The following is a 25,480-nucleotide window of genomic DNA, read 5'->3' on the forward strand; positions in this document are numbered from 1 at the left end:
TTGCGGAAGGGATCCCATGAACAGCGCAAGCGCCAAGCGCATCGACATCATCTCGGACACCCACGGCTATTTGTCGCCTGCGCTCCTGGACGAGCTTGAGGGCGCGGATCTGATTATCCACGCCGGCGACCTTACGTCAGAGATGGACTACGAGCACCTATGCACCATCGCCCCCGTGCGGGCCGTACTGGGCAACAACGATTACTACCGCGACTACGGCCCCGATGTAGACCGTCTTGCGCTCTTTACCTACGAAGGCCTTAAATTCGCCGTAGCCCACTACCGCGAAGACCTTCCGGTGGGATCCGTAGACGTAGCCATCAACGGCCACACCCACGTAACCAAAGAAGCCCAAGTGGGCCGTTGCTTAGTCCTCAACCCGGGCAGCGCCAGCTACCCCAGAGGCACCCGAGGCCCCACCATGGCCAGAATGCTAGTAAAAGACGGCAAGATCCTAAGCACTAAATTTATTGACCTAGAGTAACCACAACAAAAGCGGGGGATGCAGATGCGTCTCCCGTTTCCATTTGAGCCAAAGGCGGAAGTTCAACAAGATCCATCAGACCAACCCCGCCGAGGAGCATGCGGGCTAGCCGCGCAGCGGTGCACGCCCGCAAAACTGATTGAACAATGTGACGGCAGGGAGGGTCTCCGGGGCTGAGGGCGGGGGTTAAGTTTGCTGCTCTCCAGTCCTGCGCAAGACGGAAAGCACATTAAGTGCTTTCCTTTGCGTGCGGAACTCGCGACAAACTTAACCCCCGCCCTCAGCCCCGGAGACCCTCCCGGAGGGACCCAAAAAATTTTTTCAAAAAAGTTGTTGCGCGCCAGACAGACTTCTGTGTATACTAATCCCCGCAGCGCACGCGAGCGGAAACAAACGCGAACGTCTGCCTGGGGAGTTAGCTCAGTTTGGTTAGAGCGCCGGCCTGTCACGTCGGAGGTCGCGGGTTCGAGCCCCGTACTTCCCGCCAACGCAATTAAAGCCACGTCTTCGGACGTGGCTTTTTGCGTTTGATGCACTTTGTTTCGATAGAACGATCGCCCTGGTGCATCTTCGCCCAGAATCCCCGCGCCTTCGGGAACGCAAGTAAAATCTAATAAGTATATTTGTCTGAACAACGGTTTTGTTGCGCAACACCTGTTCAACGAGACAGGGGGGTTAGGTTATACTAAATTGCACTGTAGGCCGCATCTGATGCATTTCGCTCCAAGCGCGGCACTCAGAGGATATCCGATTTACCATTTGGATGTCCTGGCGGTCATTTAGCGTCTCGACACAAGCTCGGCCCCGGAGCTCGTTCGAGCTGTTCGTATTCCTTGAAAGGGGAAAAATGGACATATCGAGGAAGACTGATTACGCCCTTCGCATGCTGGCGATGCTTGCCGAGGATCCGGAGCGTTTGCTTTCTGTTCGCACCGCTGCCGAAGAGGTCAATGTCCCGTATTCGTTTGCCCGCTCGATTCAGCACGGTTTGGTCCAGGCCGGTATTGTGGAGAGCCTGCGTGGCGTCCACGGCGGCATGCGTCTCAAGGTCAGTCCGGACGACGTCACTATCCGCCAGGTCGTCGAGGCCGTTCAGGGTCCTATGGTTATGAACGATTGCACCGCGCCCGATGGTGACTGTGCGCGCATGGGCGCGTGCTGCTATCATCCCCTGTGGGCCGGAGCCCAGGCGTTGATGCGCGACTACCTCGATTCCGTTTCGCTCGGCGACATCGTCGCTCACCGCCAGTTCCCGGCCGTCGATCCCAAGTTCGCTGACCGCGAAGCGTTTCCCGAGTACGCCACCTGCGCGTGCGCTTACCGGGAGGAATAGCGCCGCATAAGGAGCATAGCAATGATTCAGGACCCCTTTCGTTCGATGATTCGTTCGGAAGGGGTCCTGCGTTATCGCGACCTTCCGTGGCGCCGTACACGCGATCCGTACATCATTTGGCTTTCTGAGGTCATGCTGCAGCAAACGCAGGTGCCGCGTGTGGAGGCGCGCATGCCGGTGTGGCTCGATCGTTTTCCGACTGTGCAGGCGCTTGCCCAGGCCGCGCCTTCCGATGTTTTGGACGCTTGGCAGGGCATGGGCTACAACCGACGCGCTCTGGCGCTTCATGGGGCCGCTCAACGGGTCGTAGAGGATTGGGGCGGGGAGTTTCCGCGCGAGACGCGTGACCTGGTCGCCCTGCCTGGTATTGGCCCGGCAACGGCGCAGGGTATCCGGTCGTTTGCGTTTGATCTTCCAGGTGTGTATCTGGAGACCAACGTGCGCACGGTCTTTTTGCATCATTTCTTTCCCGATGTACCGGCTGTTCCCGATCGCGAGCTGGTGCCGCTGATCCAGGCTGCTTGTCCGGCGGCTCCCGGTGCGTCGGCGGACGAGATTGCGCCCTTTGCCGCGCCTCAAGACGATGCCGACACGCCACGCGCGTGGTATTACGCGTTGCTAGATTACGGTGCATATCTAAAAAAGACGTTGCCCAATCCGTCCAGGCGCTCGGCGGGCTATAGTCGTCAGTCCAAGTTTGAGGGCTCGCGTCGCCAAAAGCGCGCGCATATCGTGCGTATGTTGCTGGCAGCGCGCGATGGCCAGCCGGCGGGGATTACGGTTGATGAAGCTGTTGCAGGCGTTAACGAGATGGAGACGGCAGCCGGTCGCGGGCCGGTCGAGTGCGACTTGATCGCGGGCATTCTAGCTGACCTGGAGCGCGAGGGCTTTTGCCGAGCCGAGGACGATCGTTGGTTGAGTGTGTAGCCCGCTCAAATCTGAAGAACGGGATTGTAAGGTTTAAATTCGCGGCTTGAGGGCATCCTAAAGACAAGGTCGCTCAAAGCCTATGGGCGGCACGTGTTGAAGGGAAGTACACCTATGGATTTTGAGAATTCCCAAACCAAGAAGAACCTCGAGACCGCTTTTGCCGGTGAGTCCCAGGCACACACCAAGTATCGCTACTACGCATCTAAGGCCAAGAAGGATGGCTACGTTCAGATTTCGAATATCTTTGCCGAGACGGCGGGCAACGAGTCCGAGCACGCCAAGCTGTGGTTTAAGTATCTGCACGACGGCGCCGTTCCGGGCACTCTGGACAACCTGCGCGACGCCGCCGCGGGCGAGAACTACGAGTGGACCACGATGTACGACGAGTTCGCCAAGACCGCCGAGGAGGAGGGCTTTGCCGAGATCGCCGAGAAGTTCCGTGGTGTCGCCGCCGTCGAGAAGGCCCACGAGGAGCGCTACAACAAACTCGTCGAGCGCATCGAGTCGGGCGAGGTGTTTGAGCGCGAGGGCGTGAAGGTATGGAAGTGCCTGAACTGCGGGCACCTGCACGTTGGTGCCGAGGCGCCTGAGGTGTGCCCGGTGTGTAACCACCCGAAGGCGTACTTTGAGGAGCAGGTGGTGAACTACTAGCGCTTGGCGCTGGCTGCTGCGGAGCGCGGGGCGGGAGGCCGGATTGCCTTCCCTCCCCGCTCACGGCTTCGCAGGGTCGCGTTGAGGGAAGGCAATCCGGCCTCCCGCCCCGCGCCCCGGCGTTGGGTCGTTGCGTGCTCGCTACAGAAAAGCTGATTAGAAGTTTGCGTGCCGCCCCTTTTGGGGCGGCACGTTTTTGTGTGGGGTCCCGGTCTTCACAATTTCCGTCAAGCTTTTGGCCAGCTTTTGGTTAGTTGGCGGGTTGGTGGAAGGGCAAAAGATTATTCGACAAAAAAGCTCAGAGAAAGTGCTGGTAGGGGAGTTGTTGAGGTTTTCGACAGCTTTTGTCAACAAGAAACTTTGCGGCTATTGCTACGGATTGCGTTGCCGTGGCCTTGGCGGTGCGGGATGCTGGGCGTAAGCGTCGAATGCTCCGATTTTGGAGGCCAGCATGGATTTGTTTCTTGAGACCCCGCAGCGACAAGCCGAGCGCATGTTGCGCCAACAGCAACGGCTTATGGAGATGCAAATGCAAGGGGCGGCCGTTCAACCTCCTGCACAAAACGCCGCACCTGCGGTATCGTCTGCGGGCGAGGTAGACCCAGGAGCATATTCCGTACAACAAGATTCATATGCGCAGGAGCTTGCGTTCGACAAGCGCCGCACACGTCACCGCCGCGTGGGCCAGCGCCTGCGCACGTTAGCGATGATCGTGCTGATCCCGTTGGGACTCGCGGCAATCTTCTTGGCCTCATATGCCCTCACGTGCATTCTCAACGGCGCCTCGCCCAATGAGGTGCTTCAGCACTTGGCAGCTCTCGGCCAGCGCCTAGGCGACGTCATAACAACCATCCGCGCCGGCTGGGAGAGTTAGCGTTTGTCACATTAGGACTTCTAGAGTGTACGGATTATCGCCACGAGTAGAATTCTTGCATCCTTTGGGTCCTGCCGTGCGACTGAATAGTATTATTGAAGATGAATAATAATAGGATTTGCTATGTATAAGCAGGATTTAGAGCAGACTCTTTTGGGCATTGACGAAGAGGCGGAGCTGGAAATAGGTCCAAGAGACGACAGGCCGAGCGTTGTATTGGTGGGAGGAAGCGCTTTCATGCTAAACGATGTGACGAATCGGTCGGTTACACATGACATTGATGTGTTTGAGGCAGACAGGTGCCTCCGCGAGATCATAGCTCGATACCCCGAGGTGAATGGTATGGCGGTGGCATATTGTAATCAGATGCCATTCAATTACGAAGATCGTTTGATTCCCTTGAAGATTGGGGCGCGTTTTATCAGGTACTTTACGCCATCTTTGGAGGACCTGGCGGTGATGAAGCTTTATGCCTATCGTCCGAACGACATCGTCGATCTTCATAGTCAGGCATTTGTTGACCGACTTGATTGGGATCTGCTCGAGCGGCTTATATTCGACGAGGGAGAGGCTCTGGCGTCGTCGCCCTCGGAGCGGAGTTATCAAGAGATGGTCTGCGCATACAGGCAATACAAAAAGGAGGTGCTCGGTTGAATCTGACTTTTGAGGGATTTTTGAAAGGCTATTGCCGAGAACTATCCGGACAGCAGTCGCTGAGTTTTAGAAAGCTGGTTGAGCAGGCGACGACGGTTGCGCCGCGCGTGGCGGAGCCTCTGTTTTTGCTCGCTTTGGCGCAGGGAAAAGCCGAATACGTTCTGGGTTTATCCGAGGGCTCGTGGATGGAAGAGAGCTATCGAGGTGTTTTGTCTCTGTATAGCCAAGCGGGTAGCCTGGCATCTCTATGCACCGAGGATAAGCTCCCCAATCGTTATGCCAACGTTTGGCACGCGTATAGAGGGGTGAAAGAAAAGCCAGCGGCCGACAGAAGGGTGAACGCCCTGATGAGAAAGAGAACACTGGAAGCATTGGAGGAATCGGGTGTAACGCGCTATGGCATCTGCCGTGCTCTGCACCTGAATAAAGGAAACGTATACGCATACTTGGCCGGCGATGACTCAAAGGTGAGCAGGAAAACGGCGCGCCGCATTATGGAATATGCGGAGGAGAGGGGCACCCAAGAAGGGGCCGGGCGCTCAGTGCGTGTGGCGGGGTAAGATTGATCGCGGTTTTGATTGATAATCGATTGGGTTTGTTGGGCGGAGTCTATGTCTGCTATTGATATTGCGCTTGTTGTGATTGCCTTGGTGGCGGTGGGAGTTGCTGTGGTTTGCGCCCTGCAGCTTAAAGGCCTTCGTGCCGAGTTGCGAGAGCGTGGCGGCAACGACGCGGAGACGCTCGCGGCGCTCGAGCAGGCCAACAACGCGCTCGACACCCTGAACGTCGCGCTGGCAGAAACCCGCCGCACGGCAAACGCCATCGCGCAGCAGCAGACGACCGACGCCGCCGTAGAGCAGCAGCGCTACCTGACCATCGCGCGTGAGTTCTCGCAGGCTGGCGACCGTATGGATGACCTGCGCCGCGAGACGGCCCAACAGCTCGGCGCCAACCGCGAGGGCATCGAGCACCGCCTGGACAAGGTGCGCGAGACGGTCGACGCCCAGCTGGGCGCCATTCGCAAGGACAACAACGTGCAGCTCGATCAGATGCGCGCGACGGTGGACGAGAAACTCTCCCGTACGCTCAACGACCGTCTGTCTGCATCGTTTAAGCAAGTGAGTGACCAGCTCGAGGCCGTGTACAAGGGCCTGGGCGATATGCAATCCATCGCCACCGGTGTGGGCGACCTTAAGCGCGTGCTGGGCAATGTGAAGGCGCGCGGCATTTTGGGCGAGGTGCAGCTGGGCGCAATCCTGGCGGACATCCTTACGCCCGACCAGTATCTGGAAAACGTGGCCACCAAGCCTGGCGCCTCGGAGCGTGTTGAGTTTGCCGTCAAGCTGCCGGTGGACGAGGGCGATCCCGTGCTGCTGCCGATCGACTCCAAATTCCCGGGCGATGCGTACGAGCATCTGCTCGACGCCCAGGAGTCGGGCGACGCGGAGGCCGTCGCCGCTGCGCGCAAGACGCTCGATATGATGGTGAAGCGCGAGGCAAAGGACATTTGCGAGAAGTACCTGAGCGTGCCCGCGACGACCAACTTTGGCATCATGTTCGTGCCGTTTGAGGGCCTGTACGCCGAGGTCGTCAGTCGTCCCGGGCTTATCGAGACCCTGGGCCGCGACTATCACGTCAACGTTGCCGGCCCCAGTACCATGGCCGCCATCCTCAACAGCCTGCAGATGAGCTATCAGACGTTTAGGCTGCAAAAACGCACCGATGACGTGCTGCGCGTGCTTTCCGCCGTCAAGGCTGAGCTGCCGCGCTATCAGGCGGCGCTGCGCCGCGCGCAGCAGCAGATCGAGACCGCGGGCAAGACGGTCGAGGGCATTATCACCACGCGCACCAACGTTATGGTGCGTAAGCTCAAGGACATCGACGCGCTGGAGGACGCGCGGGAGGCCGACGAGATCTTGGGGCTCACATCCGCGGAGCTGCTCGCAGACCAAGAGGACGAGGACTAGTTGCAACAGGCGGCGGGGCACCAGCGCGGACGCGGGCGCCTCGCCGCTTTTCGCATCGTGCCTGCCTGAAGTGCACTTTAGTGTGCAACAATGGCGTTTCGCCCTATCAGACGCGAAAGGAAGCCCATGTCTCAGAGAAGCACCAGTCCGCTCAAACGCTCCACCGTGCGTCGCACGTTGCAGCGTTTTTGGGACGTTACGCGCACGCAGCCGCTAATCGTCTTTCTCTCGGTGTTCTCGTCGGCGGGCTACATCTTTTTGCTCACGTTTGCCAACACCTACGTGATGGCCCTTATCGTCGACCGCGTCCAAGCCGGCCCCGTGGCGGGCGACCAGGTGTTTGAGGTCTTTGGCCCTTACATTCTGGCGCTCGTGCTCGTTAACCTAGTGGGCCAGATCCTCTCCAAGCTGCAGGACTACACCGTCTACAAGCTCGAGATTGCGGGCAACTATCACTTGGCGCGCCTGTGCTTTGACACGCTCTCCAACCAGTCCATGACATTCCACACCAGCCGCTTTGGCGGATCGCTTGTGAGCCAGACGAGCCGTTTTATGAGCGGCTACACGGGTCTGGTGGACGTGACGGTGTATTCGCTCATCCCCACTATCACCTCGGTTGTCTGCACGGTGGCAGCGCTCGCTCCGGTGGTGCCCACATTTACCGTGATCTTGGTGGGCATCATGGTCGTCTACATTGCGTTTGTCTGGCTTATGTACAAGCGCATCATGCCGCTTTCGGCCGCGACGTCCGCCGCACAGAACAAGCTGTCGGGCGTGCTTTCCGACGCGGTCACGAACATCCTGGCCGTCAAGACCTGTGGGCGCGAAGACTTTGAGCGCGACCTGTTCGATACCGCCGACCGCGCCGCGCGCGATGCCGAGACGGTTTCGATGCACGCCATGATGCAGCGCAACTTTACGACCTCGGGCCTTATCGTCATCACCATGGCTGTGGTGAGTGTGTTCGTAGCGGGCGGCAACGCGTGGTTTGGCATCTCCGCCGGCGCGCTCGTCATGATCTTTACCTATACGTACAACCTCACCATGCGCCTGAACTACGTGAGCTCCATGATGCAGCGCATCAACCGCGCGCTCGGCGATGCGGCCGAGATGACGCGCGTGCTGGACGAGCCGCGTCTGGTGGCAGACGACGAGAACGCCCCCGAGCTCAAGGTGGGCGAGGGCGCGATTGATTTTGAGCACTTGAGCTTTGCATACCGTGATGCCGCGGCGGGCGAGAGCGTGTTCAACGACCTGACGCTCCATGTGGCGGCGGGCCAGCGCGTGGGTCTGGTGGGCAAATCGGGCTCGGGCAAGACGACGCTCACCAAGCTGTTGCTGCGCCTGGACGACGTGCAGGGCGGGCGCGTGCTCGTGGACGGCCAGGACGTCTCGCGCTGCACGCAGCAGAGTCTGCGCCGCCAGGTTGCCTACGTGCCGCAGGAGGCGCTGCTGTTCCACCGCTCCATTCGTGAGAATATCGCCTACGGCCGCCCCGATGCCACTGACGAGCAGATTCGCGAGGCCGCGCGCCTGGCCAACGCGACTGAGTTTATCGACCGCTTGCCCCATGGCTTTGACACCATGGTGGGCGAGCGCGGCGTTAAGCTTTCGGGCGGCCAGCGCCAGCGCGTGGCCATCGCCCGCGCCATCCTCACCGATGCGCCGATTCTGGTGCTCGACGAGGCGACGTCTGCCTTGGACAGCGAGTCCGAGGCGTTGGTGCAAGAGGCGCTCGAGAACCTGATGCGCGGGCGCACCTCCATTGTGGTGGCGCATCGCCTGTCCACCGTGGCGGCGCTCGACCGCATCGTGGTGCTGGCGGACGGCGAGATTGTCGAGGATGGCACGCATGCTCAGCTCGTCGAGGCGGGCGGCGAGTACGCAAGCCTGTGGGGACGCCAGACCGGCGCATTTTTGGAGGCGTAAAGACCCCATACGTGGGACAATCGTGCCCATAGGTTTGTTATGCCGCTGAAGCGAGGAGTCGTTATGCCACGCGAGACCAATGCCGCCAAACGCGAGCGCGCCATCGAGGTGTGCGAGCGCCTCAACCGTCGCTATGGCCCGGTTGAGTGCTTTTTGGACCACGAGAATCCCTTTAGGCTACTCATCGCAGTGCTGCTCTCGGCTCAGACGACCGACGCGCAGGTCAACAAGGTGACGCCGAAGCTGTTTGCCCAGTGGCCCACGCCCGAGGCCATGGCCGGGGCAAGTGTGGCCGACGTGGCGGACACCATTAAGTCGCTCGGCTTTTATAAGAGTAAGGCCAAGCATGCCGTGGAGGCCGCGCAGATGATCGTTGCCGACTACGGCGGCGAGGTACCGGCCGACATGAAGGAGCTTGTAAAGCTGCCGGGCGTTGGGCGCAAGACGGCGAACATCGTGCTCAACGTGGGGTACGGCATCGTGGAGGGCATCGCGGTGGATACGCACGTCAACCGCATCGCGCACCGCCTGATGCTGAGTCCCAAGACGCACGCCAAAGAGCCGCTCAAGACCGAGCAGGATTTGCTCAAGATCTTGCCGCACGAGTATTGGGAGTCGGTCAATCACCAGTGGATCACCTTCGGCCGCGAGATCTGCGACGCCCGTAAGCCTAAGTGCGACGAGTGTCCGCTGGCAGATTTGTGCCCCAGCGTGCGCGTGACGGGGTAGGGCCCGGCACGTTTTGCCGGCGTCCGAAGGCTGTGGCCAATGTTGCGCAACACATTTGGGCCGCGAGGGCTCAATATGATGGCGACGGATGCTGTTTGTTGTGAGGGGATGCCCGAATATGTTTTGCACCAAGTGTGGCTCCGAGATGCCCGACGGAACCGATTTTTGCACGAACTGCGGGGCGCGCATGGGCGCCGCTTCTCCGGCGGCCGCGCCTGCTGAGCCCGCATCGATGCCGGCGGCAGGGATGCCTCCCGTGCAGAAGAAGTCGCATAAGCGCGCGGTGATTATCGGCATATGTATAGCGGGCGTGCTGGTGGCCGGTGGCGCTGCGCTGGCGCTGACCGGCGTGCTGGGTCCGCTTGGGCAGGGCAATTCATCGCAGATTACAGTACTTGGGTCCGACGAGGGTTCGGCCGAGCTTAAGGACCAGGGAAGCGCCAAGGAGAAGCCTGCCGAAGAGCAAGAGGAGCCGGAAGAGCCCGGGCAGACGGGCAGCAGCGTAAAGGTCGACCTCAACGACCAGGCAACTAATGCCGCGGCGAACCTGTTCCTGTCGAACTTCACGGAGGAGCACTTCGATCGGGACTGGTATCAGGCGGGCGGCTTCGATTCGACTGACGGACTTTCTGATGACGAGAAATACAAGCTGGTCAAGTTTATCTGGTGCCATTTTATTGACAACGCGCCGTATCGAATCGAGAAAGGCGACTATGACAACGGTCACTATCAGCGCATGGCGACCGATGTGATCAATAGGGAACTCAATCGCCTGACGGGTCTGACGCTCTCGGATGCTGACATGACCTTTGATAAAGGGTCGGGTGGGCAGATGCTTGCCGATTCGGCCGAAGCGCATGACGGGTACTTGTATCTGAAGCAGGAATACGGCCAGGGAAATTACAACCCATCGTGTGCCATCGTTACGGGCGCGACTGACCTTGGCGACAACATCTACGAGCTCACCTATGAGGTTTACAGTGCTGGCGGTGCGTTACTTCCTTCCGACATCCCCGAGAGCACCTACGGCCTGCCAAAGGACCAGTTCATCGCCGCAATTCAAGCGGATGCATCCAGGGGCCGTACCGAAACTTGCACGGTCCGCGTCGCACAGGGTGACGGCGCCCCGACCTTCACACTGCTTAAAATGGGCGTCTACGATTAGACTCGGCGTATAGCTCACTCTGATAACGCCAGGCGACTCGTCCGTCTGGCGTTTTTGTTGCGGGGCTGGGCATGCGCTTGAGCTGGAGTATTTGTCGCCTCCTGCCGCCTCATGCAAAAATGTGTTGCTAATTTAGAAGCCTATTCACGCGCGCCGAAGTCGTGCGTGCTGGCGTAGCATGAGCAAAAAATCAAGCAATGGAGGGTAACGTGGCAACATTGAAGACGCGAGAGCTCGAAGATTATTTTGAACGCATCGTACGCACGCGCGAAGGTGACCTGCCTGGTCGTCGCAAAGGCGACGAATACTTGTCTCAAACCCATGCGCTCTACCATGGTGATCCTGCGCCCTGGGCTCTGACGCCAAAGATATTCGACATGGATATGACGGCGCTTCTTAAGGAGGCCGCCGAGCGCATGTACGGCATTATGGACAAGGTGACGCGGGCGTTTTGTTCCGATGCCTCCGTGCGTGCGTGGTTTCGCATGGATCCGGCTTTTGCTGACCTGTGCGCTATGGATGCCGGCTATGATTGCCAAATTCCCCTTGCGCGTGTTGATATCTTTCTTGACGAAGATGCCGGTTCGTATACGTTTTGCGAGCTCAATACCGACGGCAGTGCCGGAATGGTAGTGACCGATGCGGTCTGTCAGGCGGTGCGAATGACGCCTTCCTTTGAGGAGTTTGCATCCGACCACCCCGGCTTTCGGCAGTACGATTTGTGCGGTAGCTGGATAGACGCATTGTTTGAGACCTATGCAGAGTGGAAGCTGGCCCATCCTCGCCGCACCGAGGATAGTGCACGATCGGACGACGGGGCCCGCGTTGACGAGGGGCTCTATGCACCGCAATCAAAAATATATCCCGCTTCGGTGGCAATCGTCGACTATTCGGAAAGCATCGACTTGGAAGATGCGGCTCATTTTGTCGACCTTATGAGGCGACGGGGTGTGGTGGCGCGCTTTGCGGATGTGCGCGACCTGCGGATTGGCGAAGACGAGAGCGGTGTTAGGCGGCTGTGCGATGCCGCCGGTCCTATTGATTGCGTTTGGCGGCGCGCGGTGACCGGCGAGCTGTGGGATAAGCCGTGCGACGGACGCTCGGCCTTAATTGAGGCTGCCCAAGAAGGGCTCGCATGCGTCGTCGGCGGATTTAGAACGTGGCCGTGTGCGACTAAGACCGTATTTGCATTTCTGTGGTCTCGGGCCGGTCAGTCCTTGTTGAGCCCGGAGGAGCAATCGTTTGTACGGGAGCATGTGCCCTATACCGAGATTTTGGACGAAAGCGCCCAGTTGTCGAGATTTGCCGAAAAGGATCGATGGATTGTCAAGCCGTGCGGCGGCTACAACGCGGTTGGCGTTGTTGCCGGCTTGGATGCCACGGAACGGGAATGGTCCCAGGTGCTTGCTCGCGCTGCGGCCGCTGGGGCGATTGTACAGGAGTATGCTCAGCAGTATCAGACTCCCTGCTTGCGCGGAACGCTTGTCAATGGGCCGCATCGAGGAGAGGCACCCAAAGGACTTGTGGATGATCTCGGTTTTGCGCCCGCTTCTAATATGGAAGGCCTGTACCTGTATCGCGGTCGTTTCGCGGGCGTGTACACACGCGTCGGCTTTGCCAACACCATAGGCGAGTGGACGAGCCGCTTGAACGTTGCGAGCTTTTTTGAGGAATAGCCGTTTCTTGGGGCACCTTCCGTGGTTGCGGCGTTCGAAGTGACGGGGAGATTTTGGCGAAGCCGATGAGCCCGGTTCTATCTGGCGTTTTTTGCGGGGCTGGGCGTACGCTTGAGCTGGAGTCCTCTCCATGCGCTACCATGACAGGCAACGAATTTGACGAACGACCCGCCGAGCTTGCCTCGGCGGGCTTTTGGCGTTGCAATGCCGGAGGAACAGCATGCTCATTCACCGTATAGCCGCGCAGCTCTACACTGCCGGGGCCTTGCAGACTGTCGAGGCCGGACTCGATGCCGGCGAGGACGTGACGCTGGCCGTGTCGCAGTCGGGTCGCACGCTTATGGCCGCCGCCCAGTTTGCGCGTCGTCCGCGCCCCACGGTCTACATCGTGAGTGGCGAGGATGCGGCCGATCGCGCCGCACGCAGTCTGGCCGCCTATGTGGGCCTGGCGCACGTGTGCCGCTTTCCCGAGCGCAAGGACTACCCTTGGCGCGAGCAGGCGCCCGACGACGCCGTGGTAGCCCAGCGCTGCGAGGCACTCGGGCGCATCGTGCGCGGCGACAACTGCATCATGGTCGCCTCGGCCCGCGCGCTGCTGCGCTGCGTGCCGCCGGTCGAGAGCCGCTACTGGGAGTCCACTACTTTTGCGGTGGGCGAGGAGATTCCTTTTGACGAGGTGCCGCAGCGCCTGGTGGGCATGGGCTACACCAATGCCGGCGCTGCCGACGCGCCCGGCCTGTTCCGCGTGCACGGCGACACCGTCGAGGTGTTTCCCGCGCAGGAAAAGGCGCCCGTGCGCATTGAGTTCTTTGGCGACGAGATCGACCGCATCCGCCGCATGGTGAGTTCAACGGGCCAGACCATCGGCAACGAGGACAGCATCGAGATCTTCCCCTGTCGCGAGCTGGCGCTTACCGACGAGGCCGTCCACAACATGCATGTGGCGCTCTACCGCGCCAGCCAGGACGACAGCAAGTTGGCGGCGCTGCTCGAGATGGTGGATGCGCGCATCGTCACGCCTGAGCTCGACCGTTTTTTGCCGGTGATGTACGGCCAGACCGTGAGCCCGCTGTCGCATGTGAGCGGCAAGGCGCTCGTGGTGCTGTCCGAGCCGCGCTCGCTGTTCGACGATTGCCTGCGCGCCTACGAGGATATCGAGGCACGTGCCGGCGAGGCGGGGGTCGACCGTCTGGACGGCCTGTACGTGCGTGCCCAGCAACTTGACTTTGGTTCCCAGCAACGCCTGAACTATGTGAGTCTCATCCGTGCCGGCGGTGCGGTGACGGCCGAGCTCAAGATTGAGCAGCCTGCCATCGCAGGCTCGGACAACCGTTTTATGACGCGCATCCAGGAGGTCGTGGGCAAGCGCTATGCCTGCGTGTTTGCCATCCCAGACCGCGGTGCGCGCGAGTCGATGGAGCTTACCTTTGGCGACGAGGGCATTACCTTTGAGGAATCGCTGACCGCGGCGCCCGAAAATGCCGGTGCCATCGGCGATCGCGTGCGCGTGGCGGCGGCGGATTCCGCCGACCGTGCCGCACGCCAGGAGGCCCATGCTTCCATTCGCGAGCGTAAGGCCGACGCGCTCAACGCCCGCTCGCTCGAGGCGGGTGCCGCGCAGGCTGCCGCCGGCGCCGCCGTGCCCACCATCTCGCGCGGGCGCGTGACCTTTGTGGACGCTGCCCTGCCACAGGGCGTGGTGGTGCCCGACGCCAATTTGGCCGTGTTCTCGATCGCCGACCTCAACGCTCGCATGGATGCCAACCGCGCGCGCAGCCGCCGCAAGGTTGACATTACGCAGATCACCTTCCCGTTTAAGCCGGGCGACTACGTGGTGCACGCTACCCACGGTATCGCTCTCTTTAGCGAGATCGCGCGCCAGGAAGTGGGCGGCAAGGAGCGCGACTACTTTTTGCTGGAATACGCCGATGGCGACAAGCTCTACGTGCCGCTGGAGCAGGTTGACCGCATTACGCGCTACGTTGGTCCCGACGGCGATAAACCGCGCTTGACCAGGCTCAACACCGCCGACTGGACGCGGGCTACCAACAAGGCGCGCAAGAATGCCAAAAAGCTGGCGTTTGACCTGGTCGACCTGTATACGCGCCGCTCGTCGATTACCGGTATCGCCTGTCCGCCCGATACGCCCGAGCAGATCGAGATGGAGGAGAGCTTCCCCTACGACGAGACGCGCGACCAGCTGGAGGCTATCGCCGACATCAAGGCCGACATGGAGGCGCCCAAGCCCATGGACCGCCTGCTGTGCGGCGACGTGGGTTTCGGCAAGACCGAGGTCGCCCTGCGCGCGGCCTTTAAGTGCGTGGACTCCGGCCGTCAGGTCATGGTGCTCTGCCCCACGACCATTCTGGCCCAACAGCACTACGAGACATTCTTTGAGCGCTTTGCCCCGTTTGGCTTGGAGGTCGAGGTGCTCAGCCGTTTCCGCACCCCGGCGCAGCAAAAGCGCGCGCTCAAGGCGTTTGCCGAGGGCACGATTGATGTGCTCATCGGCACGCACCGCTTGCTTTCTGCCGATGTGAACCCCAAGAACCTGGGCATGGTGATCATCGACGAAGAGCAGCGCTTTGGTGTGCAGCACAAGGAGCAGCTCAAGAACCTGCGCGAGCAAATCGACGTGCTCACGCTCTCGGCAACGCCTATTCCGCGAACCATGCAGATGGCCACGAGCGGCGTGCGCGATATGAGCCTGATCACCACGCCGCCGACCGGGCGTCGTCCCGTGATCGTGCACGTGGGGGAGTACGACCCCGACGTGGTGAGTGCGGCGATTCGCCTGGAGGTGGGCCGCGGCGGTCAGGTGTATTACGTGTCCAACCGCGTCAAGACCATCGACGATGCCGTGGCGCGCGTGCACGAGGCCGCGCCCGAGGCGCGCGTGGGTGTGGCACACGGCAAGATGGGCCCGCGCGAGGTCGAGGACGTGATGATCGAGTTCGCGACCAAAAAGATCGACGTGCTTATCGCCACGACCATCGTGGAGAGCGGCATCGACAACGCAACGGCCAATACGCTCATCATCGAGGACTCGCAGCGCCTGGGCCTGGCACAGCTCTACCAGCTTAAGGGCCGCGTGGGCCGCTCGGCCACGCAGGCATACGCGTACTTTATGTTCCCCGGCGAGCTGCCGCTCACCGAGGAGGCCACGGCGCGCCTGACCGCACTTTCCGAGTTCCAGGACCTGGGCAGCGGCATGCGCATCGCCATGCGCGACCTGGAGATCCGCGGCGCCGGTTCGCTCATGGGTGCCGAGCAGCACGGTAACCTGTCGAGTGTGGGCTTTGACCTGTTTACGCAGATGCTGGGACAGGCCGTGGCCGAGGCACGCGGCGATGACGATGCCGGCGTGGAGGCGGCGAGCGTGGGCATCAACCTGCCGGCCGACTACTTCTTGTCCGAGGAGTACATGCCGGCGGTGGACCAGCGCGTGCTCGTGTACCGCAAGCTCGCGGCGGCTGAGGACCTGGAGAGTGTCGACGGGGTGCAGGAGGAGACCGAGGCCGCGCACGGTGAGCTGCCGTTGGCGGGGCTCAACCTGTTCAATCGCGCGCGTATCCGTATCCGCGGCGAGCGCCTGGGGCTCGAGAGTGTCACGCTCAGCGGTGGGCGCATTACCTTCCTGGGGGTTGACGTTCCCAAGAAGGTAGCCTTTGAGTTCAAGAATCGCTATGGCGCGGTGAACTTCCCCAAGAGCCGCAAGCTGTCGGTGCCCTACAAGGCGGGCGCCGGCGCGGGCAGCGGCCTGGGTCGTGGCCTCGACGCCAACGACGGCACCGGCCCCGTGGCCGCGGCGCTCATGCTACTGCAGCAGCTGGGTGCTAGCGACGACGACTAACGGGTCGACGCTGCAAACGCCCCATTTGGGCACTCTGGTTCCATCGAAAGGAAAGCATGTTCGGATACATCTATAAGAAAGACGTCGCCATTATCGCGGTTGTCCTGTGCCTTTGTCTGGGCGTGGGCAGCTTCTTCGATTATCAGATCTCGAGTGCGCTGTTCAACATCGGCAGCATGTACGGTCGCTTTGTCGAGGCGGCCGGTGAGCTGCCGTTCGAGCTGACGGCGAGCGTCGCGGGCGTTATGCTCGTGCGCTCGGCACGCCCCGATTCCAAGACGAGCAAGTGGCTCGCCGTGCTGGGCGTTCTGATCAACGTGGGCCTGGTCGGCTACGAGATTATCGGATCGCTGCGCGTCGGTGGCAAGCTTATTGCGTTTCAGCTGGTTCTGACGTTTGTGCTGGTCATCGCCGCTAACCTTGTCGTCTATCGCCTCACGCGCACTACCGAGCCCGACGAGCTCACGCGCTGGGCGTTGATGGTGCTTGTCGTGTGGGTCGCTCAGGCCATCATCCTCAACGTGATTGTCAAGCCGCTGTGGTCGCGCCCACGCATGCGCGTGATCGAGGTGACGCAGGGACTCGAGTTTCAGCCGTGGTGGGTGATCGGCAACCCCGACAAGTGGGCCTATATTGCCGCCGGTGTAGTCAAGGACGGCTTTAAGTCGTTTGCGAGCGGACACACGGCGCATGCGGCGATCGGCCTTATGCTCGCCGGGCTTCCCGCGACGGCCTTTAAGGAAAAGCCGTCGCGCCGTCGTGTGGTCTTTTGGACGGCGGCTGTGGTCGCGGCGCTCGTCGCGTTTGGCCGCATCGTGATCGGAGCGCACTTTTTGAGTGACGTGAGCTGCGGTTTTGCTCTGGTACTGGCACTTGAGTGCCTTGCCGCGCGCATTGCCTATCCCAGCGGCGTACAATAGCTCCGTTTGAATCATCTGGCCGATACCCGGTAAGAGAGGATTGCCATGCTCGCGTTCAACAACGACTATTCCCACGGCGCACACCCAGCGGTGCTGCAGGCGCTCGTCGACACCAATATGGAGCCGCAGCCCGGCTACGGTACCGATGCACATACCGAGCGTGCCAAGCAACTTATTCGCGAGGCCTGCCAGGCGCCTGACGCCGACGTGTTTTTCCTGGTGGGCGGCACGCAGGCTAACGCGACGGTGATCGACATGCTGCTTGCGCCGTACGAGGGCGTCGTTGCTGCCGAGACTGGCCACGTTGCCTGCCACGAGGCGGGCGCCATCGAGTTTGGCGGCCACAAGGTGCTCACCATCCCCGGCTACGAGGGCAAGATGCACGCCGAGGACCTCGAGAACTATATCCAGGTGTTCTACGAAAACGAGAGCTACGAGCACACGGTGTTCCCGGGCGCCGTGTACGTGAGCCTATCGACTGAGTACGGCACGCTGTATTCCAAGGCCGAGCTCGCGGCGATTCATGCGGTGTGCCAGAAGCGTGAGATTCCGCTGTTTGTGGACGGCGCCCGCCTGGCCTATGCGCTGGCGGCCGATGAGTGCGACATTACCCTGCCCGAGCTGGCGCAGCTGTGCGACGTGTTCTACATCGGCGGCACCAAGTGCGGCGCGCTATGCGGCGAGGCCGTGGTGTTCTGCGGCATGCACGCCCCGGCGCACCCCATTCCGCGCATTAAGCAACACGGCGCGCTGTTGGCCAAGGGCCGCCTGACGGGCGTCCAGTTTGAGGCGCTTTTTACCGATGGCCTGTATTTTGAGATTGGTCGACAGGCGATCGAGACGGCTCAGGCGCTGCGCCGCGTGCTGCACGAGCACGGTTACCAGTTCTTCTTGGAGACGCCGACCAACCAGCAGTTCGTGATTCTGCCCAACGAGGATATGGCCCGCATTCGCGAGCATGCCTCGATCGAGTACTGGGAAAAGTACGATGAGACCCACACGGTGGTGCGCTTTTGCACCAGCTGGGCCACGACGCAGGAGGACATCGACGCGCTGGCGGCTGTCCTGTAGCCTGATGTAATGACAAGGGGCCGCCCTGCGCCTGAGCTTGGCGCAGGGCGGCCTTTGCTTTTGGGGAGAAGGGTTGTATGACCGAGATGTCCGAGCCGACGATTCGCCTGGCGACGCCCGAAGACGCGCCGGCGTTGCTTGCCATCTATGAGCCGTATGTGCGCCAGACGGCGATTACCTGCGAATACGAGGTGCCGAGCGTTGAGGAGTTCGCCGGGCGCATCGAGCGCACGCTCGAGCGCTATCCGTATCTGGTGATGGAGCTGGGCGGGCGTCCGGTAGGCTATGCCTATGTGAGTCCACTCAACAGCCGCGAGGCATACGACTGGTCGGTCGAGACATCGATCTACCTGGCGCGCGACGTGCGCCACGGCGGGTTGGGCCGCAAGTTGCACGATGCGCTCAAGCAATGCCTGATCGCGATGGGCATCACCAATATGTGCGCGCTCATCGCCGTGCCGCACGACAAGGACGACGAGTATCTGACGCACAACAGTCAGGATTTCCATGCCCATATGGGATATCGCCTGGTGGGTGCCTTTGACCGCTGTGCCCAGAAGTTCGGCCGCTGGTACGACATGTGCTGGATGGAGCTGGTCCTAGCCGAGCGCACGCCCAACCAACCCAAGCCAACCTGGTTCCCCGACCTCCCCAAACCTACCATTTAGGGGCAGGTTTATTTTGGCAGGTTAGCCGATGGGCTCGGTGTATTTGGCGCGGTCGGTGCGTTGGATGCGCTTGGAGACATGGAGTGGGCGGCCGTCGGTGTCGTAGACGTAGTCGGTGATCAGAATCAGCGCCTGCCCGCGCTCAACGTTGAGCAAAAACGCCTCGTTTTGCGAGGCATAGCACACCTCAAAGGTCTTATGTCCCTGTGCCGGCGCGCGATGGAATTCCTGGCGCAGCGTGGCGTAGAGCGAACCGTTGATATCGCGGTCGATGAGTGCTTCAAAGCTCGGTGGTAGATAGGTGGTCTCCAGGCACAGTGGCGCATCGTCCAGATAACGCAGACGGACAAGTTTGACGAGCTTGCTGCCCACGGCGGCATCAAAGAACTTGGCTATGCTGCCGCCCGCCTTGGTAAAGCCCGAGTCCACCGTGCGCGTGGTGGGCTTCATGCCCTGACCCTGGACCTGCGCCGTATAGCTCGAAAACACCAGGTTGTTCTCGTGGAGCGCCGGCGTGTCGGCCACAAAGGCGCCGCGCCCGCGCTCGGTTCGAACCAGACCCTCATCAACGAGCACCTTAAGGGCATGGCGTACGGTGCTGCGCGACAGCCCCGATTCGTCCATGAGTTCCATCTCGGACGGCAGCTTGTCTCCGCGCGCGTAGGTGCCGGCGGCGATGCGGTCGCGCAACATGCCCGCCAAGCGCTCGTACTGGCTCAGTTTCTTTTTAGATGAAGCGTTCATGCGATCAACCTGTATCTAACTTGTATGCGAGTCTAATCAAGCATGTATTCAATACAACAATAAAACCGCTGGTAGCTAGTTATCGAAAACCGCATCAGCAAAATTTCTAAGACAAATATAGCATACAACTAGTCGACATAGCCAAAACATGTATGTAACTTGTATGCCATCGAGAGCATCAAACGAGAAGAAAGGCTGATGCACGATGACTACTCAGGAACAGGTTAAGGACGTCGTCTCCCAGGTTTTGGCTGACAAGGCTGACAAGGGCGGCATCAAGCGCGTCGTGTGGATTGGCGCCGGCGGATCCAACGGCGGTAACTATCCTGCCCAGTACTTTATGGAGCACGAGGCCACACAGGTCGTGAGCTCCAGCTACACCAGCAACGAGTTCGTGCACGCAACCCCTGCCTATGTCAACGAGAACACTCTGGCCGTCGTCGTGTCCATGCGCGGCACCAAGGAGACCATCATCGCCGCCCAGGTCGCCAAGGACCACGGCGCCAGCACCATCGCCATCTATGTTGACGAGTCCGGCCTCACCGAGGTCTGCGACTACAAGATCCAGTACGACAGCCTGGCCGTCGACGAGTCCTGCATGGGCCGCACCAACTCCGCTGTCGTGACCATGATCGCCATGGAGCTTACGCAGCAGACCGAGGGCTATGCCGAGTACGAGACCGCCATGGCCGCCTTCGACTTGGTCGACCCTATCTATCGCAAGGCCGTCGAGTACACTCGTCCGCTCGCTGCCAAGTGGGCCGAGCAGAACGCCGACAAGCCCTGCATCAACGTCATGGCTCAGGGTCCGCTCTTTGGTGCCGCCTACGTCTTTAGCATCTGCAACGTGCAGGAGATGCTGCAGATCGACTCCTGCACCATCAACACCTGTGACTTCTTCCACGGCCCCTTCGAGATCCTGGACAAGCGCACCTCGCTGTTCCAGCTCATCAGCGTCGGCCGCAGCCGCTGCAACGACGAGCGCGGCATCCGCTTCGTCAACCAGTACGGTGGCGAGCGCGTCTATCAGCTCGACGCCAAGGAGCTCGGCCTCAATGACATCAAGGACAGCGTGAGCGAATACTTCAACCACCTGATCTTTGCCCCGATTCTCAACAACGTGTACATGCGCGCGCTCTCTGCCGTCACCCACAAGGACTACATGACGCGACGCTACATGTGGAAGCTGGATTATTAGTTACGGCGTTTTACCAAACGCCGTAACGGCTCGACGCTGCAAACCCACCTGAGCGGCAATCTGCCTTTCAGCTTCAGCGGCATGACCAGAAGGTCAATGCCGCTTCGCTTCAAGGCACCTTGCTCGCTCAGGTGGGTTTTCGCTGGCGTTGCCAAAGCATCGGCGTCGCCTTGGCCCAGATGCGGCACTTGGAGACGTTCGGCACTTGGGGACAGTCCTAGTCATTGGGGACAGGTTACTTTACACCAAGTTGGCGCATATGAACCTGACCCCTTTGCACCAATGGGTTGTAGCGGTAGAGCAGATTTTTCCGCTCGCCGATTTGTGTCTTGAAAAATGTATATAACGACTATAACGTAGTGTGAAACATATTGGAAACAATACCGAGGAGGCTGCGTTGAAGAAAAGCAATCTGGGCTATGTGCTGGTGCTGATCGCCGCGCTTATGTGGGGCAGCATCGGAATCTTTGTAAACGGCATCTCGGCCATGGGCGTTTCGTCCCAGAGCATGGCTGCCTTTCGCTTGTTGGTCGGAGCGCTTATCTTGGCGCCGGTCCTGATGTTTATGGGCTGCCGTCCGGGTGAGGGGTCTACCGTGGCTCAGGGTCCGCTGGCTCTGTTCAAGGCAAGTCCTAAAGAGCTCGTTCCCTGCGCGCTTGTCGGTATCGTCGGTTTGGCCGCCGCCAACACCTGCTATTACGAGTGCATGGGCGAGGTGGGCATGTCCACGGCCTCGGTGCTGCTCTACACCTCGCCGGTGTTTGGCGTCATGCTCGGCCGCGTGCTTTATCGCGAGGACGTGACCCCCAACAAGCTCGTTGCCATTGTCTTTAACATCGTTGGCTGCGTGCTTGCAGTGACCAATGGTGACCTTTCCGGTTTTCATTTTTCGGTTTGGGGCGTCACGTCGGGCGTGATTGCAGGCCTTTGTGGTGCGTCACTCGCGGTGTTTAGCCGGATAGCAACCAAGACGGTCCACCCGCTGGCTGTCACGTTTTGGGGCTTTGTTTTTGGCGGTGCGGTTATGGCAGCTATCGCGGCTCCGTGGCCGGATGTCGCCGCGGCAATGTCGCCACAGTTGCTGCTGCTGTTCCTTGGTTTTGGGCTCATCCCCACAGCCGTGGCCTACATCCTATATATGCAGGGTCTGTCCATGGGACTCGAGACATCGAAGGTTCCCGTCGTAATGTCTTTCGAGACGGTCGTCACCGTACTGGTGGGCATTGGTGTCTATGCCGAGCCCGCCGGCGCGATCAAGGTCCTGGGCATTGTGCTGGTGCTCGCGTCCATCCTGATTATGAACACCGACTTCTCCAAGCTGCGCAACAGTGTGTTTGTCGGTCATGTCGTTGAGAGCATGACCTTTAAGCCCAACGCGTGGTGGACAGAGAAATCGCAGGACATGGATCTGTTTAAGGAACGCACGGGCATTGCCTTGGAGCCCACCGTGCAAGAAAGCCCCTGGTACTTCGTGCGATAGGGGGTTGCGCACGGCGTCCGACCTGGGGTTATCCCGCCGTCGCCGGCCTACCCAGCTCCCACGTTTCAAGTGCGTTAAACCCGCGAACGGTCGATTTTCACCCGCAAACGGTCTTTATACTAATTAGCAATATAAGCAACGTATAAGACGTTATAATGACCATAACGAAAAGGAGGAGGCAAGATGAATCAGATCATTCTCGCATCTCATGGCGGCCTGGCCGCAGGCGCCAAAGACACGCTCGAGATGGTTCTCGGCGACGTGTCGAACGTCCACGTCGTGTCGCTTGCTCGTGACGACAAGGAGCCTATCACCGATAAGGTGGACGCCATGATCGCCACGTTCAACGCGGACGACACCGTCTATGTGCTGACCGATATGCTCGGCAGCTCGGTCAACAACAACATGGTCGAGCTTTCCAAGAACGGCACGAAGTTCACGGTTGTCAGTGGTTTCAACATTCCGCTGGCGCTCACGCTCGCTATGAGCCCCGTTCCCGTCAAGGGCGCCGAGCTCGCGGCCCTCATCAACGAGGCCCGCACCGGTCTGACCAACCCCAACGCGCCGGTCGAGGCTCCCGCGGCTCCCGCTAAGAAGGCAAAGGCGCCCCGTCACAGCTCCGGTCCCGCCAAGATCGTCCTCGCACGTCTTGACTACCGTCTGCTGCACGGCCAGGTCGTCTTTACCTGGACCACCAAGGTTCAGGCCGAGCGCATCATCGTCGTCGACAACGCTGCCGCCAACGATGACATCAAGAAGGGCGCTCTTAAGCTGGCCAAGCCTCAGGGCGTGCGCCTGAACGTCTTCACCGTCGAGCGTGCCCTCGCCAAGATGGACAAGCTCAACACCCTCGGCGAGCGCGTCATGTTCGTCTTTGGCAACACGGCCGAGATGCTGCAGTTCTGCCAGGGCTACAAGCTCGACGCCATCAACCTGGGCGCCACCGCCAACCACGACGGTGCCGATCAGGTCGGCGGCAAGGACAGCTCCGTCTTCCTCGACGCCAACCAGAAGGCCGACGTCAACCAGCTGCTCGACATGGGCATTAAGCTCTACGTCCAGCAGACCCCTACGTATCAGAGCGTCGACATCGACGCCAAGCTGTAATCAACCAGGCTTTTGCCTGACTGAAAGGAGAAGGGTATGAATACGTTCATCAGTGCGGTGCTCGTCGGCCTCGTCGGCGTGTTCTGCATGTGGGACTCCCGCCTGCTCGGTCGTCTTAACTTCGAGCAGCCCCTCGTTGGCGCTACGCTCGTCGGTCTGCTGCTGGGCGATGTGCCCACCGGCCTTGCCGTCGGTGCCGCCGTCGAGCTCGTGTCCATGGGCCTGGTGCAGGTCGGCGCCGCCGTTCCGCCCGATATGGTCCTGGGCGGCATCGTGGCCGCTGCCTTTGCGTGCCTGACCGATGCTTCCGCCGAGACCGCCATGACGATCGCCATCCCGGTCGCCGTCCTGGGTCAGCTCCTCGGCATCGTGTTCCGTTCCATCATCGCCGCCCTCACCCATGTGGCAGATAACGCGATCGATAACGGTAACTTCAAGACCGCCTACCGTATGCACATCTGCGCCGGCTCCGGTCTGTACGCCATCATGTACTTCCTGCCGATCTTCCTCGCCGTCTTTGTTGGCACCGACCTGGTTCAGGCCATCGTCAACATGGTTCCCGAGTGGCTGTCCACTGGTCTTAACGTTTCGACCAAGATCATGACTGCCTACGGCTTGGCCCTGCTGCTCACCATGATGATCAAGAAGGGTATGACTCCGTTCCTGTTCATCGGTTTCCTGCTCGCCGCTTACCTCAACCTGTCCGTCATCGCGGTCGCTCTGATCGGTGTGTGCCTGGCTGTCGTCTTCATGGGCTTCAAGTTCAACGGTTCCCATGCAGCCGCCGGTGTCGATTCCGACTACGATCCGCTCGAAGACGACGAAGACTAAGGAGGAACACACTATGGCAACCGCAACCAAGGACGTGTCCCTGAACAAGAAGGTCAGCCAGTTCTTCTGGCGCTCCTGGGCCATCCAGGCCTCTTGGAACTACGAGCGTCAGATGAACATGGGCTTCCTCTACGGCATGGTTCCCACGCTCGACCGCCTCTATCCGGACGAGTCCGACCCCAAGCAGCTCGCTGCTAAGAAAGAGGCTTACCACCGTCACATGGCGTTCTACAACTGCACCCCGCAGACGAGCGCTTTCATCCTGGGCCTCTCCGCCTCCATGGAGGAGGAGTACGCCAAGGATCCCGAGAACTTCGATCCCGATTCGATCAACGCGGTCAAGACCTCCCTCATGGGTCCGCTTTCCGGCATCGGTGACTCCTTCTTCCAGGGCACCATCCGTGTTATCGCCTTTGGTCTGGGCGTTCAGCTGGCTCAGCAGGGCTCCATCATGGGCCCGATCCTGGCCATGCTCATCTCCATCGTCCCCTCTGTGCTGATCACTTGGTTCGCAGCCAAGATGGGCTATCAGGGCGGCCACGAGTACTTGAGCAAGCTTCAGGGCGGCGACCTCATGGAGAAGCTCATGTATGTCTGCGGCATCGTGGGTCTTATGTCCGTAGGCGGCATGATCGCCACGCTGATCGGCGCCACCACCCCGCTGCAGTTCGCTGAGGGCACCGTCGTTATCCAGGACATCCTGGACGGCATGATGCCCCAGATGATCTCCCTTGGCCTCACCGGCCTTATGTACTGGCTCATCAAGAAGAACGTCAACACCGGTTGGCTTCTCGTGATCGCCATCGTGGGCGGCATCGCCCTCTCCGCGGCCGGCATCCTGGCCTAGTCGCGACCAAGCGTCTAACCGCTTTCCCCCGGGGGCCTGCCTGGCATCCCATACCCCAGGCAGGCTTCCATCCCCAAAATGCGACAATGGGACAGTCCCTTTGTCGCATCCTCAACGGGCCGGCGACTCGGTCCAAATCACGGTAACCCTGCGAGCGCCCGGCAATGTGGCGCCGCAAAAATCGAAAGGAATGTGTCAGATGTACGAGATCGACCTTAACCTCCCTAAGCAGATCGTCGCTGACGTCCTGTCCAACCACGAGATCCACAGCGTCGCCTTCGTCGGCTGCGGTGCTTCCATGTCCGACCTGTACCCCGCCAAGTACTTCCTGGCCAACAACACGGACAAGCTGAACGTTCAGATCTTCAC

The 25,480-nt window shown here is 60.4% G+C and carries 22 protein-coding genes and 1 tRNA gene; 22 read left to right on the plus strand and 1 reads right to left on the minus strand.

What is annotated here, in order from left to right; translation table 11 throughout:
* Positions 1-16: 16 nt before the first annotated feature.
* From AB5Z54_RS02315 to AB5Z54_RS02395, 17 genes are all read left to right on the plus strand, one after another.
* Positions 17-484, plus strand: a complete 468-nt coding sequence (locus AB5Z54_RS02315; RefSeq protein ID WP_006235155.1) for a YfcE family phosphodiesterase — start codon at positions 17-19, stop codon at positions 482-484.
* A 409-nt stretch (positions 485-893) separates the two neighbouring features.
* Positions 894-971 (plus strand) — tRNA-Asp (locus AB5Z54_RS02320).
* A 360-nt stretch (positions 972-1,331) separates the two neighbouring features.
* Positions 1,332-1,817, plus strand: coding sequence for an RrF2 family transcriptional regulator (locus AB5Z54_RS02325; protein WP_138341664.1), 486 nt, complete (start codon positions 1,332-1,334; stop codon positions 1,815-1,817).
* A gap of 21 nt (positions 1,818-1,838) precedes the next feature.
* Positions 1,839-2,744 carry an HhH-GPD family protein gene (locus tag AB5Z54_RS02330; RefSeq protein ID WP_368150418.1) on the plus strand — a complete coding sequence of 302 codons (906 nt, stop codon included), beginning with the start codon at positions 1,839-1,841 and terminating at the stop codon, positions 2,742-2,744.
* Positions 2,745-2,858: 114 nt separating this feature from the next.
* Positions 2,859-3,398, plus strand: a complete 540-nt coding sequence (gene rbr / locus AB5Z54_RS02335) for a rubrerythrin (protein ID WP_006235152.1) — start codon at positions 2,859-2,861, stop codon at positions 3,396-3,398.
* 451 nt (positions 3,399-3,849) lie between these two features.
* Positions 3,850-4,272, plus strand: a complete 423-nt coding sequence (locus AB5Z54_RS02340) for a hypothetical protein (RefSeq protein WP_368143289.1) — start codon at positions 3,850-3,852, stop codon at positions 4,270-4,272.
* Positions 4,273-4,395: 123 nt separating this feature from the next.
* Positions 4,396-4,926, plus strand: a complete 531-nt coding sequence (locus tag AB5Z54_RS02345) for a DUF6036 family nucleotidyltransferase (RefSeq protein ID WP_368143288.1) — start codon at positions 4,396-4,398, stop codon at positions 4,924-4,926.
* Positions 4,923-5,486 carry a hypothetical protein gene (locus AB5Z54_RS02350; RefSeq protein ID WP_368160012.1) on the plus strand — a complete coding sequence of 188 codons (564 nt, stop codon included), beginning with the start codon at positions 4,923-4,925 and terminating at the stop codon, positions 5,484-5,486. Before AB5Z54_RS02345 ends, AB5Z54_RS02350 begins: the two co-directional genes overlap by 4 nt.
* A gap of 51 nt (positions 5,487-5,537) precedes the next feature.
* Complete coding sequence (locus AB5Z54_RS02355) at positions 5,538-6,893, plus strand: DNA recombination protein RmuC (RefSeq protein ID WP_368143303.1); 1,356 nt, start codon at positions 5,538-5,540, stop codon at positions 6,891-6,893.
* Between the two features lie 126 nt (positions 6,894-7,019).
* On the plus strand, positions 7,020-8,822 hold the full coding sequence (locus tag AB5Z54_RS02360; RefSeq protein ID WP_368143302.1) for an ABC transporter ATP-binding protein: 1,803 nt from the start codon (positions 7,020-7,022) through the stop codon (positions 8,820-8,822).
* A gap of 63 nt (positions 8,823-8,885) precedes the next feature.
* A complete protein-coding gene (gene nth / locus AB5Z54_RS02365) occupies positions 8,886-9,551 on the plus strand; it encodes an endonuclease III (RefSeq protein ID WP_368147849.1) in 666 nt (221 codons plus the stop codon).
* A gap of 118 nt (positions 9,552-9,669) precedes the next feature.
* Positions 9,670-10,716 (plus strand): zinc ribbon domain-containing protein, encoded by a 1,047-nt coding sequence (locus AB5Z54_RS02370; protein WP_368160014.1) that lies wholly within the window; start codon positions 9,670-9,672, stop codon positions 10,714-10,716.
* A gap of 209 nt (positions 10,717-10,925) precedes the next feature.
* Positions 10,926-12,392, plus strand: coding sequence for a hypothetical protein (locus tag AB5Z54_RS02375; protein ID WP_368143283.1), 1,467 nt, complete (start codon positions 10,926-10,928; stop codon positions 12,390-12,392).
* A gap of 220 nt (positions 12,393-12,612) precedes the next feature.
* Complete coding sequence (mfd, locus tag AB5Z54_RS02380; RefSeq protein WP_368147848.1) at positions 12,613-16,245, plus strand: transcription-repair coupling factor; 3,633 nt, start codon at positions 12,613-12,615, stop codon at positions 16,243-16,245.
* A 56-nt stretch (positions 16,246-16,301) separates the two neighbouring features.
* A complete protein-coding gene (locus AB5Z54_RS02385) occupies positions 16,302-17,165 on the plus strand; it encodes a phosphatase PAP2 family protein (RefSeq protein ID WP_368143314.1) in 864 nt (287 codons plus the stop codon).
* A gap of 45 nt (positions 17,166-17,210) precedes the next feature.
* Positions 17,211-18,236: a threonine aldolase family protein gene (locus AB5Z54_RS02390; RefSeq protein ID WP_368147846.1), complete on the plus strand. Its 1,026-nt coding sequence runs from the start codon at positions 17,211-17,213 to the stop codon at positions 18,234-18,236.
* A gap of 77 nt (positions 18,237-18,313) precedes the next feature.
* A complete protein-coding gene (locus AB5Z54_RS02395; protein ID WP_368142238.1) occupies positions 18,314-18,904 on the plus strand; it encodes a GNAT family N-acetyltransferase in 591 nt (196 codons plus the stop codon).
* Between the two features lie 21 nt (positions 18,905-18,925).
* On the opposite strand, the gene AB5Z54_RS02400 is transcribed toward AB5Z54_RS02395, so the two are convergent.
* On the minus strand, positions 18,926-19,648 hold the full coding sequence (locus AB5Z54_RS02400) for a GntR family transcriptional regulator (RefSeq protein ID WP_349130009.1): 723 nt from the start codon (positions 19,646-19,648) through the stop codon (positions 18,926-18,928).
* A 205-nt stretch (positions 19,649-19,853) separates the two neighbouring features.
* Here AB5Z54_RS02400 and AB5Z54_RS02405 point away from each other — a divergent pair, with 205 nt between their 5' ends.
* The 5 genes from AB5Z54_RS02405 (at position 19,854) to AB5Z54_RS02425 (ending at position 25,111) form a co-directional block, all read left to right on the plus strand.
* Positions 19,854-20,846 (plus strand): SIS domain-containing protein, encoded by a 993-nt coding sequence (locus AB5Z54_RS02405; RefSeq protein ID WP_349130007.1) that lies wholly within the window; start codon positions 19,854-19,856, stop codon positions 20,844-20,846.
* Positions 20,847-21,243: 397 nt separating this feature from the next.
* Positions 21,244-22,326 (plus strand): DMT family transporter, encoded by a 1,083-nt coding sequence (locus AB5Z54_RS02410; RefSeq protein ID WP_349116383.1) that lies wholly within the window; start codon positions 21,244-21,246, stop codon positions 22,324-22,326.
* Between the two features lie 183 nt (positions 22,327-22,509).
* The gene (locus tag AB5Z54_RS02415; RefSeq protein ID WP_349116382.1) at positions 22,510-23,433 is read left to right on the plus strand and encodes a PTS sugar transporter subunit IIAB; all 924 of its coding nucleotides are present in this window, start codon (positions 22,510-22,512) and stop codon (positions 23,431-23,433) included.
* Positions 23,434-23,469: 36 nt separating this feature from the next.
* The gene (locus tag AB5Z54_RS02420; RefSeq protein WP_195235003.1) at positions 23,470-24,264 is read left to right on the plus strand and encodes a PTS mannose/fructose/sorbose/N-acetylgalactosamine transporter subunit IIC; all 795 of its coding nucleotides are present in this window, start codon (positions 23,470-23,472) and stop codon (positions 24,262-24,264) included.
* Positions 24,265-24,277: 13 nt separating this feature from the next.
* Positions 24,278-25,111, plus strand: a complete 834-nt coding sequence (locus AB5Z54_RS02425; RefSeq protein ID WP_035136780.1) for a PTS system mannose/fructose/sorbose family transporter subunit IID — start codon at positions 24,278-24,280, stop codon at positions 25,109-25,111.
* The last annotated feature ends 369 nt before the right edge of the window (positions 25,112-25,480 follow it).

The sequence above is a fragment of the Collinsella aerofaciens genome, assembly GCF_040910185.1.
GTDB classification, from domain to species: domain Bacteria; phylum Actinomycetota; class Coriobacteriia; order Coriobacteriales; family Coriobacteriaceae; genus Collinsella; species Collinsella aerofaciens_BF.

Excerpts from the sequence above, each read along its gene's own strand:
- AB5Z54_RS02395 (WP_368142238.1), top strand. The coding sequence starts at position 18,314 with ATGACCGAGATGTCCGAGCCGACGATTCGCCTGGCGACGCCCGAAGAC.
- AB5Z54_RS02340 (WP_368143289.1), top strand. The coding sequence starts at position 3,850 with ATGGATTTGTTTCTTGAGACCCCGCAGCGACAAGCCGAGCGCATGTTG.
- nth (WP_368147849.1), top strand. The coding sequence starts at position 8,886 with ATGCCACGCGAGACCAATGCCGCCAAACGCGAGCGCGCCATCGAGGTG.
- AB5Z54_RS02370 (WP_368160014.1), top strand. The coding sequence starts at position 9,670 with ATGTTTTGCACCAAGTGTGGCTCCGAGATGCCCGACGGAACCGATTTT.
- AB5Z54_RS02315 (WP_006235155.1), top strand. The coding sequence starts at position 17 with ATGAACAGCGCAAGCGCCAAGCGCATCGACATCATCTCGGACACCCAC.
- AB5Z54_RS02415 (WP_349116382.1), top strand. The coding sequence starts at position 22,510 with ATGAATCAGATCATTCTCGCATCTCATGGCGGCCTGGCCGCAGGCGCC.
- rbr (WP_006235152.1), top strand. The coding sequence starts at position 2,859 with ATGGATTTTGAGAATTCCCAAACCAAGAAGAACCTCGAGACCGCTTTT.
- AB5Z54_RS02425 (WP_035136780.1), top strand. The coding sequence starts at position 24,278 with ATGGCAACCGCAACCAAGGACGTGTCCCTGAACAAGAAGGTCAGCCAG.
- AB5Z54_RS02405 (WP_349130007.1), top strand. The coding sequence starts at position 19,854 with ATGACTACTCAGGAACAGGTTAAGGACGTCGTCTCCCAGGTTTTGGCT.
- AB5Z54_RS02330 (WP_368150418.1), top strand. The coding sequence starts at position 1,839 with ATGATTCAGGACCCCTTTCGTTCGATGATTCGTTCGGAAGGGGTCCTG.
- AB5Z54_RS02345 (WP_368143288.1), top strand. The coding sequence starts at position 4,396 with ATGTATAAGCAGGATTTAGAGCAGACTCTTTTGGGCATTGACGAAGAG.
- AB5Z54_RS02355 (WP_368143303.1), top strand. The coding sequence starts at position 5,538 with ATGTCTGCTATTGATATTGCGCTTGTTGTGATTGCCTTGGTGGCGGTG.
- AB5Z54_RS02420 (WP_195235003.1), top strand. The coding sequence starts at position 23,470 with ATGAATACGTTCATCAGTGCGGTGCTCGTCGGCCTCGTCGGCGTGTTC.
- AB5Z54_RS02400 (WP_349130009.1), bottom strand. The coding sequence starts at position 19,648 with ATGAACGCTTCATCTAAAAAGAAACTGAGCCAGTACGAGCGCTTGGCG.
- AB5Z54_RS02360 (WP_368143302.1), top strand. The coding sequence starts at position 7,020 with ATGTCTCAGAGAAGCACCAGTCCGCTCAAACGCTCCACCGTGCGTCGC.
- mfd (WP_368147848.1), top strand. The coding sequence starts at position 12,613 with ATGCTCATTCACCGTATAGCCGCGCAGCTCTACACTGCCGGGGCCTTG.
- AB5Z54_RS02385 (WP_368143314.1), top strand. The coding sequence starts at position 16,302 with ATGTTCGGATACATCTATAAGAAAGACGTCGCCATTATCGCGGTTGTC.
- AB5Z54_RS02390 (WP_368147846.1), top strand. The coding sequence starts at position 17,211 with ATGCTCGCGTTCAACAACGACTATTCCCACGGCGCACACCCAGCGGTG.
- AB5Z54_RS02325 (WP_138341664.1), top strand. The coding sequence starts at position 1,332 with ATGGACATATCGAGGAAGACTGATTACGCCCTTCGCATGCTGGCGATG.